Annotated in this window: 18 protein-coding genes; 6 read left to right on the forward strand and 12 right to left on the reverse strand. The window is 35.5% G+C overall.

Going from position 1 to position 19,307, the window contains the following annotated elements:
- The first annotated feature begins 25 nt into the window (after positions 1-25).
- Positions 26-877 (forward strand): PucR family transcriptional regulator, encoded by an 852-nt coding sequence (locus IGL86_RS08625; protein WP_002400602.1) that lies wholly within the window; start codon positions 26-28, stop codon positions 875-877.
- A gap of 56 nt (positions 878-933) precedes the next feature.
- Positions 934-1,779, forward strand: a complete 846-nt coding sequence (locus tag IGL86_RS08630; protein ID WP_033625865.1) for a PhzF family phenazine biosynthesis protein — start codon at positions 934-936, stop codon at positions 1,777-1,779.
- Between the two features lie 26 nt (positions 1,780-1,805).
- Here the strand turns inward: IGL86_RS08630 and IGL86_RS08635 are convergent, their stop codons facing one another.
- Both IGL86_RS08635 and IGL86_RS08640 read right to left on the reverse strand, forming a co-directional pair.
- Complete coding sequence (locus IGL86_RS08635) at positions 1,806-2,144, reverse strand: hypothetical protein (RefSeq protein ID WP_002356871.1); 339 nt, start codon at positions 2,142-2,144, stop codon at positions 1,806-1,808.
- A gap of 83 nt (positions 2,145-2,227) precedes the next feature.
- A complete protein-coding gene (locus IGL86_RS08640; protein WP_033625866.1) occupies positions 2,228-2,932 on the reverse strand; it encodes a zinc metallopeptidase in 705 nt (234 codons plus the stop codon).
- Between the two features lie 198 nt (positions 2,933-3,130).
- Here IGL86_RS08640 and IGL86_RS08645 point away from each other — a divergent pair, with 198 nt between their 5' ends.
- Positions 3,131-3,484, forward strand: coding sequence for a YxeA family protein (locus tag IGL86_RS08645; protein ID WP_002398569.1), 354 nt, complete (start codon positions 3,131-3,133; stop codon positions 3,482-3,484).
- A 37-nt stretch (positions 3,485-3,521) separates the two neighbouring features.
- On the opposite strand, the gene IGL86_RS08650 is transcribed toward IGL86_RS08645, so the two are convergent.
- A complete protein-coding gene (locus tag IGL86_RS08650) occupies positions 3,522-4,526 on the reverse strand; it encodes a nucleoid-associated protein (protein ID WP_002356866.1) in 1,005 nt (334 codons plus the stop codon).
- A gap of 127 nt (positions 4,527-4,653) precedes the next feature.
- A complete protein-coding gene (gene treP / locus IGL86_RS08655) occupies positions 4,654-6,120 on the reverse strand; it encodes a PTS system trehalose-specific EIIBC component (RefSeq protein WP_002383776.1) in 1,467 nt (488 codons plus the stop codon).
- A gap of 211 nt (positions 6,121-6,331) precedes the next feature.
- Between treP and gloA2 the strand changes: the two genes are divergently transcribed.
- Positions 6,332-6,712, forward strand: a complete 381-nt coding sequence (gene gloA2, locus IGL86_RS08660) for an SMU1112c/YaeR family gloxylase I-like metalloprotein (protein WP_002366964.1) — start codon at positions 6,332-6,334, stop codon at positions 6,710-6,712.
- Between the two features lie 21 nt (positions 6,713-6,733).
- The gene (locus tag IGL86_RS08665) at positions 6,734-7,216 is read left to right on the forward strand and encodes an SRPBCC family protein (protein ID WP_010713246.1); all 483 of its coding nucleotides are present in this window, start codon (positions 6,734-6,736) and stop codon (positions 7,214-7,216) included.
- Between the two features lie 43 nt (positions 7,217-7,259).
- Here the strand turns inward: IGL86_RS08665 and IGL86_RS08670 are convergent, their stop codons facing one another.
- On the reverse strand, positions 7,260-8,360 hold the full coding sequence (locus IGL86_RS08670; RefSeq protein ID WP_033625867.1) for an FUSC family protein: 1,101 nt from the start codon (positions 8,358-8,360) through the stop codon (positions 7,260-7,262).
- Positions 8,361-8,532: 172 nt separating this feature from the next.
- On the opposite strand from IGL86_RS08670, the gene IGL86_RS08675 reads away from it, so the two are divergent.
- Positions 8,533-10,674 (forward strand): GH92 family glycosyl hydrolase, encoded by a 2,142-nt coding sequence (locus tag IGL86_RS08675; protein ID WP_010713244.1) that lies wholly within the window; start codon positions 8,533-8,535, stop codon positions 10,672-10,674.
- Between the two features lie 40 nt (positions 10,675-10,714).
- Here the strand turns inward: IGL86_RS08675 and IGL86_RS08680 are convergent, their stop codons facing one another.
- The 7 genes from IGL86_RS08680 to IGL86_RS08710 all read right to left on the reverse strand — a co-directional run bounded on the left by IGL86_RS08680 (position 10,715) and on the right by IGL86_RS08710 (position 19,297).
- Entirely contained in the window at positions 10,715-12,196 is a 1,482-nt protein-coding gene (locus IGL86_RS08680; RefSeq protein WP_002356858.1) for a response regulator transcription factor, read from the reverse strand.
- Between the two features lie 11 nt (positions 12,197-12,207).
- The gene (locus IGL86_RS08685) at positions 12,208-13,938 is read right to left on the reverse strand and encodes a sensor histidine kinase (RefSeq protein WP_049798603.1); all 1,731 of its coding nucleotides are present in this window, start codon (positions 13,936-13,938) and stop codon (positions 12,208-12,210) included.
- Positions 13,892-14,527, reverse strand: a complete 636-nt coding sequence (locus tag IGL86_RS08690) for a YesL family protein (RefSeq protein ID WP_002362905.1) — start codon at positions 14,525-14,527, stop codon at positions 13,892-13,894. Before IGL86_RS08690 ends, IGL86_RS08685 begins: the two co-directional genes overlap by 47 nt.
- Before the next feature lie 70 nt (positions 14,528-14,597).
- Positions 14,598-16,064 carry an ABC transporter substrate-binding protein gene (locus IGL86_RS08695; RefSeq protein ID WP_002384284.1) on the reverse strand — a complete coding sequence of 489 codons (1,467 nt, stop codon included), beginning with the start codon at positions 16,062-16,064 and terminating at the stop codon, positions 14,598-14,600.
- 23 nt (positions 16,065-16,087) lie between these two features.
- Positions 16,088-17,011, reverse strand: coding sequence for a carbohydrate ABC transporter permease (locus IGL86_RS08700; RefSeq protein ID WP_002359877.1), 924 nt, complete (start codon positions 17,009-17,011; stop codon positions 16,088-16,090).
- 11 nt (positions 17,012-17,022) lie between these two features.
- Entirely contained in the window at positions 17,023-17,979 is a 957-nt protein-coding gene (locus IGL86_RS08705; RefSeq protein ID WP_002356852.1) for an ABC transporter permease, read from the reverse strand.
- 502 nt (positions 17,980-18,481) lie between these two features.
- Entirely contained in the window at positions 18,482-19,297 is an 816-nt protein-coding gene (locus IGL86_RS08710) for a MerR family transcriptional regulator (RefSeq protein ID WP_002395516.1), read from the reverse strand.
- Positions 19,298-19,307: the final 10 nt, after the last annotated feature.

The following is a 19,307-nucleotide window of genomic DNA, read 5'->3' on the forward strand; positions in this document are numbered from 1 at the left end:
TACAATAAATCAGTGAGGTGTGTCTATGATTATTGAAAATTTATCTCAGCTTTATCCCAAAGGCTATTTATCAAAAACAATTGGTTCCGAAGCCACCTATTCAATTCCTGTTGACGACCAATTTTTCATTGTGAATAAAGCTTTCTTAAGTATTAAAGAACAACATTTGTTGGAAGCGCTTTTCCCGATTTCTGAAAACCCAACAATTACTGGTAACCATCCTTGGTTCAGTTACTTATTTCAACAGGCAAAATTACCTGCCGAAGGGACCTTTCGTATGTTGCAAATTCAAACGAATGTCCCAAAAGAATTACAAGCTGAATGGCAATTTAATTTAACAAAGATGTTTCCAGATACAGTTGATTGTTTCAGTCCAAGTAATAATATGTATATTTTAGTTGAAGAACAGTCAAAAAATACCTTTCAACAAGAAGAAATTCAAGGGATCTTTTTAACATTAGATACAGACTTTGATTGCACTAGTGCTGTATTTGTTGGCAATTTTTATTCCTCTGAAGACATTCTCCGGCGTTGTTTCCATGAAGAACAACGTATTTTTTCAGAAGAACTTAATTCCTCTAGTCGGACGACTGTTTTTAGTTTAACCGATGTCGCCCTCCACTATTTTACCAAGGAAGCCATGAGTCAAAATATACTTGTTGAGTATTATCGTCGTTTATTAAATAAAGACACCGATATTCAGCCAATCATCAGCGCTTTGTGGAAAAATCAAGGCAATATCAGCTCCACTGCAAAAGATTTATTTATGCATCGAAATACTTTACACTATCGGTTGGAAAAGTTTTTTGAACAAACTGGCTTATCTTTAAAAAAAATGGATGATTTAATCTTTTGTTATTTGTTATTAAGAAAGTAGTACGTCCATTTTGTACTCGTATGTTTTTTATTCCCAATTAGAAAGTAGGCGTTCCAATGAAAATTACCGCATATGTCACTAGTGCATTTAGTAAAAACCACGAAGGTGGCAACAAAGCAGGCGTTGTTTTTATGACACAGCCCTTAACGAGAACCCAAAAAATGGCCATCGCCAAAGAACTAGGATTTGCAGAAACTGCTTTTATTTCAGACTCAAAGATTGCTGATTTCCGCCTTGAATATTTTACACCAAAAGAAGAAGTCGACTTATGTGGCCACGCGACAATTGGCGCTTTCACCATTATGAAGCACTTAAATAAATTATTGCAAACAGAATATACAATCGAAACGAACAGCGGTTTGCTCGCAATCACGGCGAACGGTGAACAACTATTTATGGAACAAACTGTCCCAACTTTTTATGATACGCTCACTTTAGAAGAATTGAGCGGATGCTTTGATTTAAACGCAGTGGCAACTGCTTTTCCTATCCAGATTGTGTCAACGGGCCTAAAAGATATTTTGGTTCCCATTAAAAATGCGCAATTATTACAGGATTTACAACCAAACTTTGAAAAAATTAAGTTACTTAGTCAAAAGTATGGAGTTATCGGGATGCATCTTTTTGCTTTGTCTGAAGAAAATATCATTTGTAGGAATTTTGCACCCCTTTATGATATCGATGAAGAAGCCGCTACTGGTACATCAAATGGTGCGTTAGCTTGTTATCTGCACCATCACCAAATTTTACAAAAAACCAATTACACCTTTGCCCAAGGTTATACCTTAAACGCTCCTTCAGAAGTCTTAGTGCGTTTGAACACTACATCCCAAAAGACAATTGATCAAGTTCTAGTTGGTGGCAGAGGCTATTATGTTGAAACAAAAGAATTATTTTTATAAAAAAAAGATGGCCTAGGCCATCTTTTTTACTTCATTGCATCTTCAATAAATGTGAAAAAGCGTTCTTTTAAAGAATCTGTATTGTCTTTAACTTTTTCGCCATATTCAGCTAATTTTGAACCGCCATCTTTCACACGATCAACAACATTTAAAACAGAATCTAATTCATCATCGGATAAATCATCGACAATCGATAATAATTTTTGGTTTCCATCAAATTTATCGTCTACAAACTTTTTAACTTTATAACGATTGGAAACATGAGATACCTTCTTAATAATTTTTTCAGAAGCGATGACTGCAACAGAGACACTTGCAACTGCAGCAATGCTTAAACCGATACCAATTTTTGTTGATGCTTTCATTTCCTTCAGCTCCTCTGTTATTTTCTACTTTAATCATAACATATTATTACTTTTATGCGTAATAGAAAGACCTTTACTAGCACTTAGTCTCGTCGGTTGTTACCACCAAATAAAATAACCAAACGTAAAAGTTGTAAAAAGGTCGAAAGCGCCGCTGCTACGTAGGTAAGTGCAGCTGCAAAAAGAACTTTTCTGGCCATTGGGACTTCTTCTTCTGTTAATAACCCACCTTCAGAAAGAATACTTAATGCACGTCTAGACGCATTAAACTCCACCGGTAAAGTCACCAATTGAAAAATCAAGGCTAATGAAAAAGCCAAAATTCCAATGTTGATTAATGTTTGATTCCAACTAAATAAAACACCAATCAAAATTAGTGGAAAGGAGATGGTTGAGCCAATGTTGGCAACTGGAACAATGGCTGCACGAATACGTAAAGGCACATAGTTCGTATGATCTTGTACCGCATGTCCGCATTCATGAGCCGCCACGCCAATAGCCGCGACCGATGTCGATTGAGCAGTGGCTTCGGATAAGCTCAACATTTTGTTTCCAGAATTATAATTGTCGGTTAAATCACCCGCAATTTGCTGAACTCCAACATCATTAATTTGTTCTTTTTGTAAAATATATTGTGCTGCCTGCGTGCCTGTAACATGTTTACTGCTTCGTACTTGATCATATTTACGAAAGGTACTGTTAACATATGCGGAGGCCGCACCAGAAATCGCAATTCCAATAATTACCAATATATAGGTTGGATCGATTCCAAAATAAAAGGGCATCATTGTCCTCTACCTCCATCTTTTTTTCTTTATTGTAGCATGATAGTGAAAAAAAGGGAGCGACAAACGTTGTCTTTTGTTTAAAAAAATGATGAATTTTTCAAGAAAGTACCAAAACTAACAAAAGTGTCACTCAATTAACGGAAAAAAATATGGCAAATTTCCCAAAAAAAAGGCATACTATTCCTTGAGGTGAGGAAAATGAAAACATTACTAAAAATATTAATCCCCTTAGTCATTTTAGCCGGTGGTAGCTGGGGCGTTTATAATTACTATTACGGCGGAGAAGCCTATTATACACAAATCACAACATCTGGTGAAAAGAAAGATGAAAAATCAGATTCTGGTGAACCGACGACCATGTATTACTATCAACAACCTGCGTTTAATAAAAACGGCGAAGAAAAGACCGTGGAATTAAATGAATACCGTGATCAACCTTTACGTATGAAAGCCTATCTAAAATTGAAAGTCAATCCCCGTAAAGGCGTGATTAGTTGGAATGAAGTGACAGAAAAAGAAGTCCCTGAAAAAGCTTTAGAAAAATTAAAATAAAGAAAAAACCGTTGGCAAACGACCAACGGTTTTTTCTTTATAATTGATTACTAATTTTTTCGATATTTTTTAGCATAATGGACACTGTGCCATCTGGATTATTGACGAATTCAATTAAATCGCCATTGCGGTAAACATCTAACGGAACAATTAATTCAATACCGTTATCCATTTTTAACTTTTGTTTGCCAAATTTCTTTTCAGAAATTTCGCGAGATTCTCTGACTGGCGGTGTTTTGTCGACAAACTTCGACTCATTCACTTCTTCTTGGTAAGCTAATTTAGCTGATACATTTTCTTTAAACACTTGCTCAGCAATTTGCTCATTGTCAATCGTTCCCGTTTCCTCAATGCTATCATATACCGCTTCTTTTACCGAAGCCATTAGTTCAAACTCATCTTCGTTAAATTTCTTTCCAATGCGTTTGACTGCCTTTTTAATTTCTTTGATATTTTCTTCCATGGAAGGTGCCGCTTGCGTCTCAATCACTTTTTCAGAGAAATACCAGATTTTTTCTCCTGAAAATTCATATCTTTTCTCTAGTAATTCAAATGCTAATGTATCTAAGTCAACCGTAATTCCTTCATCTGGTTTTTGTGATTTTGAAGACAAAATTGCTCGATTGATAATCAGTTTGTTATAAACGGATTCTTCCTCATAGTCGACGTAATGCGTGTAACTTTCTTTATAGTTTAATTTAATCATTGCGACATGTAACACCGTATCTAATTCATATAAAATGAACAAAATATCAGCACTAGGCGCATCTTCGCTTCCTGAATAAACATCATACCAATGTTGGGTAACTTCTTGGCTTTTCTTCACAAAATCACTAGGAATCCCACGTAACGTGTCAACAAAGGAACTATTTTCCGCCAATGTTCCAGTCTTTGTTTGTGCAGTCGAAAGTTTTGAAATTTTTGCAGTTAAATACGTTCGAATATACTCGGTCGTTAAATCTAGTTCCTTTTCAGAAAAAACCGGCGTCCCAGTTTCTCGATCAATAATGTGTAAAATTGCTTTTTTTAAATAAATATCCATTTTTACGCTCTCCTTTTCTCAACCTTTTTAGTCTAACTGAAAGAGAGAAAAAAGCCAATAGTTTCTATAAAAAGAAGAAGAATTCGTAGAAAAATGTCTACGAATTCTTCTTTACTTCAAAAAGCGATTACCCTTCTTCGCTGTATAACATCCCTGTTGCTTCATCAACTGGATCAACTTTATTAAAGATGCCTTTCTTTCTGAAAATATAAGTTAAGCCCATTGGTACGATAATGGCAATCACCATTGCGCCTAAAAATGGCAAGTAATATTGTGGCACAATAGATAAAATTCCTGGCAAGCCACCGACGCCGATACTTGTCGCACGAACGCCCATTAAAGTGGCAAACATTCCGGCCATTGCCGAACCAATCATGCCCGCAACAAATGGATAAACATATTTTAAGTTAATCCCAAACATCGCTGGTTCAGTCACACCTAGGTAACAAGAAATCATTGCTGGAATCGAAACTTGTTCTTCTTTTTTGTTTCCACGATGCATAAAGATAACTGCTAAAACCGCTGAACCTTGTGCAATGTTTGATAAAGCAATCATTGGCCATAAGTTGGTTGACTGAAAGTCAGCAATCAACTGTAAATCAATCGCATTACTCATATGATGCAACCCAGTGATGACTAATGGTGCGTACATAAAGCCAAAGACGGCACCAAATAACCAATTAAATGTTGACGTTAATCCTGCATTCACAATATCAGAAACCCAACTACCAATCGTCCAACCGATTGGTCCTAAAATGACATGTGCAGCCAATACTGTTGGTACTAAAGCAAACAATGGGACAAAAATCATTGAAATTGCTTGAGGAATCACTTTTCTAAAGAAAATTTCAAGATAGGCAAGCAAGAAGCCGGCTAACATAGCTGGGATAACTTGCGCTTGATAACCAATCATGTTAACTTGAGCAAACCCAAAATCCCAGAAAGGAATTTCTGCTGCTTTAGTCGTCGCAACTGAATAAGCATTCAGAAGTTGTGGTGAGACTAATGTAATCCCTAGGACAATCCCCAAAATTTGTGTGGTTCCCATTTTCTTCGTAATACTCCACGTAATCCCAACTGGCAAGAAGTGGAAAATTGCTTCGCCGATTAACCATAAGAATGAATTGACTCCATTCCAAAATTGAGAAACTTCCACGATTGTTTGACCATCAAGAAAGCCAAATGGAACCCCTTCCAAAATATTGCGGAATCCTAAAATCAATCCCCCGATAACAAGTGCAGGAATTAATGGTGTAAAAATCTCAGCTAAAACAGAAACAACTCGTTGAACAGGACTCAAATTACTTTTGGCAGCTGCTTTCCCTTCTTCTTTTGAAACCCCTTCTAAACCGGAAATTGCAGAAAAATCATTATAAAATTGTGGGACTTCATTCCCAATAATTACTTGAAACTGTCCAGCATTGGTAAAGGTTCCTTTTACAGAAGGAATATCTTCAATCACAGGTACATCCGCTTTTTTTGGATCTTTTAATACAAAACGCATTCGAGTTGCACAATGAGAAACAGCTGAAATATTTTCTTTGCCTCCTACTGCTTTCAACAACTGTTGTGCATCGCTTTGAAACTTACCCATTTTACATTCTCCTCTCAAACTTGTATATACAATTAAGTTGTATATACATCATACTTGATTATTCTTTTTTTGGCAAGCGCTTTCTTCCAAAAAAATAATTTTATTTTTTTACAAATCCCTTGTCTTTTCTTAAAGAGTCAAACAGAACGCTTTTTTAGCTGCTTCTTTATTGCTATACTACAGAGGGAAAAAACGAAAAGGAGTATGAAAAATGTTTTTTAAAGAAATTCATCATGTGGCAATCAATGCCTCAAATTATCAAGTAACTAAAAATTTTTATGTCGAAAAGTTGGGCTTTGAAGTTCTTCGCGAAAATCATCGTCCCGAAAAAAACGATATTAAATTAGATTTAAAATTAGGCAGCCAAGAATTGGAAATTTTTATTTCTGATCAATTTCCCGCTCGCCCCTCTTATCCTGAAGCTTTAGGATTACGTCATTTAGCTTTTAAAGTTGAACATATTGAAGAAGTGATTGCTTTTTTAAATGAGCAAGGAATTGAAACAGAACCGCTACGAGTAGATGATTTTACGGGTGAAAAAATGACCTTCTTTTTTGATCCAGATGGACTACCTTTAGAACTTCATGAATAATAAATAAAGGAGAGAAACAAAATGAAAGATACCTTTCGCTTAGAAAACCAGACGATTTATTTTGGTACAGAACGAGCAATTTCAGCCAGCCCTCAAACGATTTGGCGCTACCTGACTGAGACAGACAAGCTAAAACAATGGTTTCCAGAATTAGAAATTGGTGAATTAGGTGTTAACGGGTTTTGGCGGTTTATTCTGCCCGATTTTGAAGAAACGATGCCTTTCACTGATTATGCAGAGGAAAAATATCTGGGCGTGACTTGGGATACTGGTATCATCTATTTTGACTTAAAAGAACAAGCACCTCATCAGACCCTGTTAGTCTTCTCAGAATCTCTCCCAGAAAATTTTACAACACCTCGCCATAAAGATATCGCTGGTTGGTCAATTGTTCTCAACCGCTTGAAGCAAGTACTTGAAACCCCTGATGCAGCACCAGAAAAAATAGATTTTCCGCAAATAGAAAATCATTACTTAGAAAAATTAACGAATTTAGAAAATTAAAAAGTGTGGCACAACGGGTAAATCACCCTCTGTGCCACACTTTTTAAAAACGTAAAATACGCTGATAAACAAATAAACCTAAATCAATTAAGCAAACAACAAAAATTGCCAATAATACAAAAGAGACCCGCAACTCTGCGGCGTACATCCCTCGTAAACTAATTGTTGCCAAACATAACCCAAAAATCGTTGCCATTGTCACTTGTAACACGGTTCCTGGTTTTAGGGAATAAACAAAAATGCCAATCAAACTAGAAACAACGAGGTGTGTCAGTGGCAATTGAAGCCAATTGACAACAAACAGACTAAGGAAACATCCTAAAAGAGTCCCCCAAAAACGTGTCTTAATACGCGTGTTCATTTCTGCTTTCACTGGATGCAAGAGTAGAAAAACATTCATCGGAATCCAAATTATTTTAATGCCTCCTACACTCCACATTAAAATAAAACTCAGCGTAATGGTGAAACTCATACGAATAGCTAAACGAAATCGTTGCACCCTTTCGTCAGGACTTTCTAAAAATTGTTTGAAACTTGTGATCCCAAAAAAAGTCTGTTGTAAGTCGTGCCAGAAATTAACAACCGCCAATTTTTGTTGTTTCATATTTAATTGAATGCTTTTATGGCCTCTACTCTTTAAGCTGGTTAACTGACTTAATCCTGTTTGCCACCAAGCGTTTAATGTTACAGCCAATAAAAAAAGACCAATTAAAAAGGCCACAACTTGAGATTGCATCAAAAATGTATTTCCTTTAACCTGGATTAACTGACAAAACGTAAACATCATCAAATAACTATGATACCGCATGGGTGTCGCAGATGAATAAAATAAATAAACAATTAAAAATGTCACACTACTATTTAAAATAATAGACCAGCTAAAGGAACTACTAGCTATAAATGCTAAAAAACTGATCACAAATTGCCTGATACTCATTTTGAGCAGCGCTACAAACGAATAATCTTTTTTATAGTTAATTTTAAACATAATAGTAAATACAGGCACCATAATTAAATAGCTTGGGGAAAATAAAAAATCCAATGTATAAAAACTAACCAAAAAAAAGGCGATGACTGGGAAAATGGCCCAAACATACGCAAAAAATTGCTGACTTTTTGTACTAAAAAAATAAATAACAATCACTCCAATATCGATTCCTTATCCATTGTAACATGCTTGTCAATTCCCTCTCCAAATTGAATATACCAATTCGTTAAAAATAAATAAAAAAGCGAATAAATACGCTTTCATTTCTCGTTTTTTGTGCTATAATCAGCCTATATGATATATCATTTAAAACAAAGGAGCTACTTTCATGAATATTCAAGCGATTGATACGCGACACGGAACTGCCAACCAACATAGTTTTTCAAATGGGAATTGTCTACCCTATACTGGCGTGCCATTTGGGATGAACTTTTACGCCCCGCAAACAACTGACCAAAAAGGCAGCTGGTGGTTTCATCCAGAAGATCGAACATTTCAAGGCTATCGAGTAACGCATCAACCAAGTCCTTGGATGGGTGATTTTAGCCATTTATTAATGACCCCTGTCAGTGGTTCATTGTCGGAACTTTCTTTATTCCATGCCCAAAGTTCTTATCGTCCAGAAGAAAGCCTTTTTTCTCCTGTCGAAATTAACTTAACTCAATTACGCTATCAAATAACTTCTCAATTAATCCCAAGCATGTACGGTGGTATCTTAACCATTGATTATCAACAAAAAGATAATCACTTACTACTAACTCTGCCTGGACGTTATCAAGTAAAACAATTAGATGACCATCAAGTGGCTGTAAAAGTCATCAACTATTCTGGTTGTGAAGATCCAGATTTTAGTTTTTATTTCGTGCTTCATTTTGAACAGCCTTTAACCAAATGGTTTGCCCCTTCTTCAGGTGAAGATGGCAAAATCCTTCTTTCTTTTGGAAATATTGCTCAACAAGTTGTTCATTTTAGTAGTTCATTTATTTCTGAAAAACAAGCGCAGTTAAATTTAGCGCGAGAAATCTCTTTGCATTCTACTGAGATGCTGCAACAAGGAATCGCAGATTGGCATAATTATTTCGATCGCCTTAAAGTAACGCATGAAAACCCTGAACATACTAAAACGTTTTATCATACACTGTATCGAACATTCCTATTTCCGCAAACCTTTTATGAATTGGACGAAAATCAGCAGCCGATTCATTATGATACGTTCTCGCAAACGGTTCGTCCTGGTGTACTATATACCAATAATGGCTTTTGGGATACTTACAAAACGGTCTACCCATTGTTCTCACTCATTGCTCAAGAAAAATACGAAGAGATGCTAGAAGGCTTTTTAAATAGTTACAACGAAACAGGTTTCTTGCCAAAATGGTTATCTCCAGATGAGCGTGGTTTAATGCCCGGCACCTTGATTGATGCTGTCATTGCTGATGCCGCCGTGAAAAAGATTCGTCCTGACTTGATGCCTCAGTTCCTAGAAGCGATGAAAAAAGGCGCCACACAACAAAGCGAACGAGAAAATTATGGACGTCAAGGAACTCTGGATTATCTAAAATATGGCTATGTTCCTTCAACCTATCATGAATCTGTCAATCATACCTTAGATTATGCGTACAGCGATTTCTGCATTTCACAAGTTGCAAAAACACTGAATGATTCAGAGACCGCAACGTTTTATCGTCAACAAGCCTTGAATTATCAACAACTTTTTAATCCTGAAACTGGCTTTATGCAAGCCAAGGATACTGAAGGCAATTTCCGTCCTGACTTTTTAGATATTCGTTGGGGCAAAGATTACGCCGAAGGAAGTGCTTGGCAATCAAGTTTTGCGGTTTATCAAGATTTTGCAGGTTTGATTAAGCTATATGGTAGCGAGTTAGCTTTCGAAAAAAAATTAATTCAGCTCTGCAATCAAGCGCCTAACTTTAACGTTGAAGGCTATGGTTTTGAAATTCATGAAATGAGTGAAATGGCCGCAATTGATTTTGGTCAATTAGCCATCTCAAATCAACCAAGTTTCCATTATCCGTTTCTATTCAGCTACATCGGCAAACCAGAGATGGCTCAACCACTTTTAAAACAACTAATGCAAACATTTGATGCTTCACCAACTGGCTATCCAGGTGATGAAGACAATGGTAGCATGTCTGCTTGGTATATTTTTAATAGCTTAGGCTTTTATCCCGTCACACCAGGAACTGGTGAATATGTAATCGGGATGCCTTTAGTCCAGACGGCGGAAGTAAAACTATCAAATGGTAAACAGTTAACCATTCAGACATCACCAAACAAAGTCCAACAACAATTTATTCATGAAATTCAGTTAAACCAAGAAAAACATACTGCGCCTTATTTTACTCATCAAGAACTATTAAATGGCGGGACTTTAGATTATCAATTAGGGATCGTCCCGAATCCACAAAACACAGCAGAACGACCGTTTTCATTAAGTACGGAAAAATAATAAAAAGAAAGATGTTCATAAAAATTGAACATCTTTCTTTTTATTCTTCGACACCTGCGTAATTTGATTGGTATTGCTCTCGAAATTCTTTTGGCGTAATTCCATTTAATTTTTTAAACATTTTTGAAAAATAGTTGGTATTGTTAAATCCTACTTTTTCTGAAATTTCGTTGATTGTATCATCCGTGTACAATAATAATTTCTGGGCATGCTTGGTACGCACTTGATTCAAATATTGAGAAAAACTCCGCTTGGTTTCTTTTTTGAAAATTTGGCCTAAATAACTAGGATTCAAATGAAGCTCATCCGCCACCGTTTTTAAGTTTAATTCTTCTAAATAGCCTTGTTCAATTCTTTCTACAGCTTGGCTAACACTTTCTGAATATTTTTTTATTTTAGGTTTATTTTTCACTTCTGCCAAGACTTGCTGCATTAACGCATACAGTGTATTAAGATTGTTGCTGGCTCGAATTTCTTCCACGATTTTTTCATAGTTTTCTTCTAACACAGTTGGATACTGACGGGAAATATCTGAAAAAAGTAAAAAGACTACATAGCGTACATATTCTGGTGTAGCGTGTTGTTGACTTAACTGATTGAAAATGGCATCTAATTCCCGTTGAATGGTCTGCATATCCCCAATCATCAAGGCTTGGTTAAACGCTAGAAAAGTAAAATCTTCTGCCGAACGATTCATTTGTTCTTTTTGATTATTTGGCAGAAATTCTTGATAGAACGTTTCAATTGCTTGCAACTGTTTTACTTTCTCATAACTTTCATAAACCGTTTCCCATTCATTGACAGATTCCCCTACAAAAATCTGACCTTGACCAGCTAGAATCGCTTCAATTTCACGAATAAATAAGAACGCTTCTTGTCTGGCCCCTTTATAGATAAGTAACAATTGGTGGTACGTACTCATCCAACTTTCAATGAATAACAGTTGACCTTTTTTCATAAATAGTTCCTTGATTGTTTCTAAAAATGGCATCTCAGCTTCAACCAATAAAACGGTAAAATCACCTGGTTTTATAGTCGTAAATTGCTGCATTAACTCTTCGTATTCCCCTTCGCTGATTTCATCATTAAGCCAACGCATCAAGCCATTTTCTAAATATAGACGCACGCGAGCATGGGATTTTTTTTGTTGGTCCAATTCTGTTTTGATTCTTTGGATATTGGCTAATAGTTCTTGCTTATTGACTGGTTTCAAAAGATAATCTTGGACCTGCAAAGCCATGCCTTTTTTGACGTAATCAAACTCTTGATAACCTGATAAAATTAAACTAATAAATTGATGTCCTTTTTTCTTTGCTTGCTCAATTAATTCGATCCCACTCATTTCTGGCATCGTAATATCTGTTAATAAAACATCAATGGATTCTGTTTCTAAAAAAGCCAATGCTTCTTGCGCACTACGCGCTGTTTTAACAATTTCAAAGCCTAACTCTTGCCAAGGAATAATCCATTTTAAGCCTTCTAAAATCATATATTCATCATCAACAAACATCACTCGATACATCTTTTCACCCCTTATGCTACAAACGAAAGACGAATTGTCGTCCCTTCTCCTTCTTTCCCTTCAATGGTTAAACCATAACTCTCCCCAAAAAAGCGTTGTAAACGTTCATGAACATTTCTTAATCCAATGGATTGTTCCGTTTCTATTTCTGTTTGATTTAAACGTGCGCGAATTTCCTCTAACCGATTGGCGGTGATTCCTTTTCCATTATCCACAACAGCCACAATAATTTTTTCGCCTTCTCGGTAGGCGTGGACCTTAATAGCATTGTCTTGTCGTTGATAGTCAATTCCATGCACAAAATAATTTTCGACAAGCGGCTGAATGATGAACTTAGGAATTTCAACATCAGCAATTGTTTCTTCTATTTCGAACTTATAGGCAAATTGATCGGGATAACGCATTTGATACAAATACACATATTTTTCGCAAAATGAGATTTCCTCTGCCAAGGTCGTGGTTTTTTCTTGGTTAATATTATTCCTAAGTAACGTTGAAAAAGCATAGACAACATCAGCTAGTTCTTCTTGTTGCCGACTCAAGGCATACATACGAATATATTCCAACGTATTATAAAGAAAATGAGGATTAATTTGCGACTGTAACGCTCTCATGTGAGCATCGCGTTGCTTAATTTCTAAAGTATAAATATCGTGAATGTATTGATCTAAACTGTCTACCATAAAATTAATCGCGGAAGCAATATCATTCAACTCTTCCTGAACTTGATTCGTGTCAATTCGTTCTTTTAAATTGCCATCGCCAATGGCTCGTGTCGCTTCTAAAATTAATTGGACTTGTTGAGAATAGCGTTTAAATAGGCGGTTTAAGCCCACTAATAAAATAACAATCAAAAGTAACCCAATCCCTAAAATGGCCGTATAATTCATAAACAATTGCTGAAATAAGACTCGGCGGCTTGTTAATAAGAGAATGGTACTCCGGCCACTGCTTTCTATTTCCGTAATATCGTAGCGATTATGAAAAACCTGTTGAATGTCACTATCGGTGTGCATTCTTTTATCTAGTTGCCGCTCTTCTTCTTTGGTAAATTGCGCTTTTTCAGAAAAAATTTGATTTCCAGCACTATCATAGATAAACGCATTAATACCTGATTTTTTCAATAAGTCTGCTTGGTTGCCTAGCAACTCTTGACTTGAAAACACAGTGTACAATTCTCCCAGCGGTTGTCCTGTATAAGGATCGGAGATAATTCGCATTAGTTGAAAGCCATGTTTTTTAATTGATGACATATCCATTTTTTTCCCATTTGTAGCTGTGCGATTGGCGAACAAAACCTGATCAAATTCATCTAAGCGAATAATCACTTCTTCTAAGTCAGGAAAGGTGCTAAATAATGTACTTAAATTATTTCCAAAGTGGGTACTGACCCGATCTTCCGACCATTGACTGTAAGTATAGTCAAAATACTCAGGAGGAGAAAGTTCCATATATTTTCGCATGTTTTCAATTTTACTTGCAGAGCCAGCTAATTCATTAATCATATTTGTCGCCGCATTATTTTTATTCGTTACATAGCTGTCAATTTGGGAAACGGCGTTATTTTTTTGTGAATCAATTGATAAGTTAATTGTATAAGTAACATAAACGCACAAAGCAGCCACCGTTAACAAAATAATACTTGTTAACAGTAGACTGTATTTTTGTACTAATCGATTTAATAAATATTTTTTTTTAAACAGTTTTTTGAAGATTCGCTTCATTTTGTTCCAACTTTCCATCAATAAACTGGCGATTTTTGCGCGTGACATAGGCACACCACATCATAATTAAGGCAAACGAAGCAAATAGTAGCAGTCCTTTCATTTTCCAAGTTAAAGCAACGATACTAATTACACCGAATAAGACTTTAAAAAATACACCGAGGTTTAAAAAGATACTGATAAATGAAAGCTTCATTAAATCAATAGTTGAGATAAAATAGCTTCCTTCATATAGTAGCATATAAATGTAAAAAATAACGAGTATTAGGGAAACAAAAAATAAAATAAATGTAATAATTAACCACATTATTCCGGTAAATTGAACGGCTAAATAAATATTATAAAAAACAAATCCTAAAGTGAAGAGAAAAAGTAAAAAATAACAGTTACTTCTTTTAAAATGTGCTTTCCATGATTCAAATGCTCGTTTAACGGTGATTGCTTGATAATTCATGCCCTCTTCCAAAATGAAATCAGTCATCATTTGGAGTGCTGGGCCAACACCAAAAATAATCCCTCCAGCTAAACTAAATAAAACAAACAGTAAATTTAGTTTGATTACTGTCCAGGAAAGGTAAAACAACCGTTGAATCCCTGTACTTTCCATCTTCCTCTTCCTTTCTATTATGTAAAAGGCTGAGCCAAAAGCGCTCAGCTAATGCCTCAGCCTCCTGTGATTATTTTTGAGATTGGATATATTCGTCTAATTGTGTTTGCATTTCTTTTTGAACTTTATCCCAGCCAGCTGTTTTTAGGTCATCCATTAATTTTGGAAGTGTTTCTTCTGGATCAACAGTTCCTGTATTTAAGCTTGCTGCGTAACGATTCATAACTGTAGCAACGTTAGTGATTTCAGTTTTCACTTTATCATTTACAAAAGTAAAACCAAGAATTGGTGAATCTTTTGCTTCTTCGATGCTCTTATCACGTTCTTTAACCATGTCTTCAGTGACAGATTCTTCTGGCCAAATGATTAAGTTATTTCCTGTGTTCCAAGCACTCAAGTGAGTTGTTGGTGTGTAATCTTTCAATAATTTCACACGATCATCGCCAACTTTTTCATATTGTTTGCCTTCTTCACCATAAACAAGTCCGTTTAACAATTCTGGATTGCTGTTTAATAAGCCTAGCAATTCAACAGATTTTTCTTTGTTTTTAGACGTATTTGCAACAACATAGTTAGCCATTTGCGCTTGAGCTGTTGTTTTTAATGGTTCTGTTAGTGGACGAGAAACAAGTGGTTTGCCAGCAGCTTGTGTTAAGATTGTATCACCATAATCCATAGGTCCTTGTGTTTCTTGACGCATGAACCAAGTATTGGTATTTAAGTCATATGGCGTTGTACTTGTAGCAGCATCTGTTGGAATCAAGCCATCTTTATACCATTGATGTAAGACTTTTAAGTTATTAATCATGTCTTTGTCGGCATATTGGTTAATAATTTTTGGTGAGCCAGTATCAGTTGTTTTTACTGCAAATGGATATTGGTTACCAATAGGGAAGTCATAATTACCTGTTGCAAAGAATGTTTGGCCGATAGCAAAAGCAGCAATATTTGGCTCTTTTTTATGGAATTCTTTTAGAACTTCGGTTGCACTTTCATAACTACCATCAACTTTACTAATATCTAAATTGTATTTATCAACATATTCTTTATTAAAAGTTAAAACTTGTTGACCGTAAGAGTTACCTAAAATTGGGAACGCATACAGTTTTCCATTGATCGTATTTCCTTTAATATAGTTATCTGGTAATTGATCATAGGCTTCTTTGGCATATTTAGGTGCTAAATCAGTTAAATCAGCATAGGCGCCTTTTTGTGCATTCGTTGCATAATTTTGTGCTAATGAAATATCATAGCTTTCACCAGAAGCAACGATTGTTGACATTTTTTGGTCCCAATCGCCCCAACCAACAAATTCCATTTTTAATTTTGCCCCAATTTTTTTCTCGATAATTTTATTCGCATTATCGATTAATTGGTCATAATTATCTGGTTTGTCCCCAACACGATACATTAATAACGTTGGTGTACTATCATCACCTTTTGACGCTGCATCTTTTGAAGATTTACCGCACGCGCTTAATCCTACAGCTAAAGCTGCTGCGCCAGCTACGGCTAATCCTTTTTGCCATTTTTTCATTCCTTATTTCCTCCTGTACAATTTTATTCTTTCACGCCGCCGATTGTTAAACCACCCACGAAATATTTTTGGAAGAATGGGTAAGTTAACGCAATTGGTAACGTAGATAAGACAACAATCGCCATTCGAGCCGATTCACTTGGTAGAACGCCTAAGCCTTCTTGTGCTGCTGCACCCATATCCGTACTTCTTGATAAGAACTCTAAGTTGTTTTGAATTTTCATCAATAAATACTGTAATGGTACCAAGGTATCTTTTTGAATGTAAAGTAACGCATTGAACCAATCGTTCCAATAACCCAAAGCCGCAAACAAACTAATTGTGGCAATCCCTGGAACGGCTAGTGGTAACACAATGCTGACAAAAATGCGCATTTCACTTGCGCCATCAATACGTGCCGATTCAATAATACTGTCAGGCACGGTTTTCTTGAAAAACGTTCGCATCACTAAAATATTAAATGGTCCTAAAGCTAAAGGCAAAATTAACGCCCAAATTGTATCTTTCAATTGCAATAAGTTTGTCATTACTAAATAGTTCGCAACCATCCCTGGTGAAAATAACATTGTAATTAAAGCAAACAATGTAAAGAATTTTTTAAATGGAAAGTTGGAACGAGAAATGACATAGGCATATAATGACGTCATTGTTGCATTGACAATCGTCCCTGTCACCGTAATGAAGACCGTTACTCCTAAGGCATGAATAATGCGTTGACTCATTGCCCCTTGGAAAATGTAACGATAGGCCTCCAATGAAAATTCTTTTGGCCAAAACCGGTAGCCGTTTGCTGCTAATGATCCTTCACTTGTCAATGAAATCATAATAACAAAGAAAAACGGAACCACACAGGAAATAGCAAAAATCGCAATGACAATATTGAAAATCAAATTCGCTGTCGGGTTGAAGGATCGAACGTTAACGCTAGTGACTTTTTTCTTTTTCATAATCCTTCCTCCTAAAATAGTGCTGAATCTGGTTCAATTCGACGAACAACTAAATTCGCAATTAATAACAAACATGCCCCAACGACAGATTGATATAACGCTGCAGCTGCCGTCATGCCTACATCACCAGTAGCCGTTAAGCCATTGTAAATATAGGTATCTAACACACTTGTCACGTTGTAAAGCGCACCTGAGTTTCTTGGTACGATGTAGAACAAACCAAAGTCTGCTCTGAAGATACCGCCGATGTTTAAAATTAATAAAACAGACATCATTGGTAAAATTTGTGGAATCGTAACATTTTTTATTTGTTGCCATTTGTTGGCACCATCTACCATCGCTGCTTCATAGTATGTCGGATCAATCCCCATCACAGAAGCATAGTAGATAATACTGTTGTAGCCTAGACTCTTCCAAACATTTAGGAAGACAAAAATTACTGGCCACCAACGTGGATCTGCATACCAGTTAATCATTGTGCCGCCATTACCAGTAATCCATTGATTCAAAATCCCTTTATCTGGACTTAAAAAGGCATAAACAAAATAGTTAATAACCATCCAAGATAAGAAATATGGTAGCAATGACATCGTGTGATAAACTTTAACCAAGCGACGATTTCTTAATTCACTCATAATAATAGCAAAAGCAATCGCAAAGAATAAGTTAAAGGCTAAAAAGACGACATTGTACAAAATGGTGTTTCTAGTAATTAACCAAGCATCTTTTGACGCAAATAAAAATTTAAAGTTTTCAAAACCAACCCAAGGACTTTCTCTTAGACTAGCTAAGAAACCATCTGGTGAAATATGAAAATCTTTAAATGCGACCACATTGGCTAAGACTGGTATATAGAAGAAAAATATAAACCAGATAAATCCTGGTAACGCCATAAGGATTAAGGCCTTATAACGCCATACATTTTGAAAAAACCCGTTTTTCTTCTTCATTCGTTTCGCTCCTTTCATAAATATAATAGCGTTTTCATAATATCTTTTTAAGGAACAAATTATAGGATTTGAGAAACAAATTATAGATTTTGTGTCATTTAAGGTAAAAATTTGCCGAATTGACTGTTCTTTGTGAAAACGTTTATCTGATATTTTTTTTACAACTGTTTAAGAACCTTAAAAATAATTGGATAAGCCTCACTCATAAAGCGATTTTGCTAGTGTGTATTTGTTTTATAAAACCTGAGAACTTGATAGTTTCACAAAGGTTATCCTCTAATTATTTTTGAGGAGGACTATTTTTGAATTTTATCCGTAAAAACACTAGAGCAATTCGTTTAATTGTAGTTTATTTTTTTGCAGTTTTAATGCAAGCTGGTTCTTTATTATTACTAGCTATTTCACTACTATTTTTCTATTTGACTTTATGCACACACAATATGTTGGGTTTCTTGTTATAAATAAAAAAAGAAACTAGCTTAGCTACATTTGCTATTGCTAGTTCCTTTTTTTAATTGTTTTACTTTTCCCCTAAAATTTCAATCCAACCATAATAATATTCAATATATTGATTTTCCTCTTCTAGTTGTGTCAAGATATGCTCCCCGACAACGATGCCTGTTTCAAATCCTTGTTTTGCTAAACGCTTTTTTACTTCTTCGATATTATTCAAACGGGTATCTTGTGTATTGACTTTTAAAATAAAGCCTTTGTATTGGCTACTTGGTTCTTTGAGCCAAATCACTTTGTCTAAACTTTTTTTATTCACATGATTTGCCAAACAAATCCCATACGTCAATTCATTGGATTCACTTAAATCCCCGTAAATACCTAAAGTTGAAATGTGTTCCATGTAAACTTTCATCTCTTCTGGATCCTCAATATCAACAACAACAATTTTATCAAAAGGAATTGGTTCATCTGAAAAAACCAATGTTTCTAAATCAATTAACGCATGTAAATGTAATTTTCTTTTCTTGATTTCTTTGTATTTATGCTGAAGCCTTTTTATTTCTTGCCCCAGTTGTTCTTCTGTTGCTTCCATGGTGGCATAGAGATCGGTAGGAGTCTTTTTATATAAATTCAACATATCTTTGATAGGAATCCCCATTTTTCGATAAAAATCAATATCATATATTTTGAACAAATCTTCTAAATCAAAGGTTCGATATCCGTTTTCTTCATTGCGTGTTGTACTAATCAACCCTTGCTCGTCCCAATAACGAATCGTGGACTTAGGGATATTTAACAACTCAGAAACATCTTTTATTGTGTAATTTTTTTCCATACTGTTCCCTCCATCAAAAAGTTTAGCATTTCTACTGTTGACATTCAAGTTACTTGAA

The sequence above is a fragment of the Enterococcus sp. DIV0774 genome, assembly GCF_050539095.1.
In the GTDB taxonomy this organism is placed as follows: Bacteria; Bacillota; Bacilli; order Lactobacillales; family Enterococcaceae; genus Enterococcus; species Enterococcus faecalis.

Bases quoted from the DNA above. Each gene is read 5' to 3' on its own strand.
- IGL86_RS08625 (WP_002400602.1), top strand. From the start codon at position 26: ATGATTATTGAAAATTTATCTCAGCTTTATCCCAAAGGCTATTTATCA.
- IGL86_RS08630 (WP_033625865.1), top strand. From the start codon at position 934: ATGAAAATTACCGCATATGTCACTAGTGCATTTAGTAAAAACCACGAA.
- IGL86_RS08635 (WP_002356871.1), bottom strand. From the start codon at position 2,144: ATGAAAGCATCAACAAAAATTGGTATCGGTTTAAGCATTGCTGCAGTT.
- IGL86_RS08640 (WP_033625866.1), bottom strand. From the start codon at position 2,932: ATGATGCCCTTTTATTTTGGAATCGATCCAACCTATATATTGGTAATT.
- IGL86_RS08645 (WP_002398569.1), top strand. From the start codon at position 3,131: ATGAAAACATTACTAAAAATATTAATCCCCTTAGTCATTTTAGCCGGT.
- IGL86_RS08650 (WP_002356866.1), bottom strand. From the start codon at position 4,526: ATGGATATTTATTTAAAAAAAGCAATTTTACACATTATTGATCGAGAA.
- treP (WP_002383776.1), bottom strand. From the start codon at position 6,120: ATGGGTAAGTTTCAAAGCGATGCACAACAGTTGTTGAAAGCAGTAGGA.
- gloA2 (WP_002366964.1), top strand. From the start codon at position 6,332: ATGTTTTTTAAAGAAATTCATCATGTGGCAATCAATGCCTCAAATTAT.
- IGL86_RS08665 (WP_010713246.1), top strand. From the start codon at position 6,734: ATGAAAGATACCTTTCGCTTAGAAAACCAGACGATTTATTTTGGTACA.
- IGL86_RS08675 (WP_010713244.1), top strand. From the start codon at position 8,533: ATGAATATTCAAGCGATTGATACGCGACACGGAACTGCCAACCAACAT.
- IGL86_RS08680 (WP_002356858.1), bottom strand. From the start codon at position 12,196: ATGTATCGAGTGATGTTTGTTGATGATGAATATATGATTTTAGAAGGC.
- IGL86_RS08685 (WP_049798603.1), bottom strand. From the start codon at position 13,938: ATGGAAAGTTGGAACAAAATGAAGCGAATCTTCAAAAAACTGTTTAAA.
- IGL86_RS08690 (WP_002362905.1), bottom strand. From the start codon at position 14,527: ATGGAAAGTACAGGGATTCAACGGTTGTTTTACCTTTCCTGGACAGTA.
- IGL86_RS08695 (WP_002384284.1), bottom strand. From the start codon at position 16,064: ATGAAAAAATGGCAAAAAGGATTAGCCGTAGCTGGCGCAGCAGCTTTA.
- IGL86_RS08700 (WP_002359877.1), bottom strand. From the start codon at position 17,011: ATGAAAAAGAAAAAAGTCACTAGCGTTAACGTTCGATCCTTCAACCCG.
- IGL86_RS08705 (WP_002356852.1), bottom strand. From the start codon at position 17,979: ATGAAAGGAGCGAAACGAATGAAGAAGAAAAACGGGTTTTTTCAAAAT.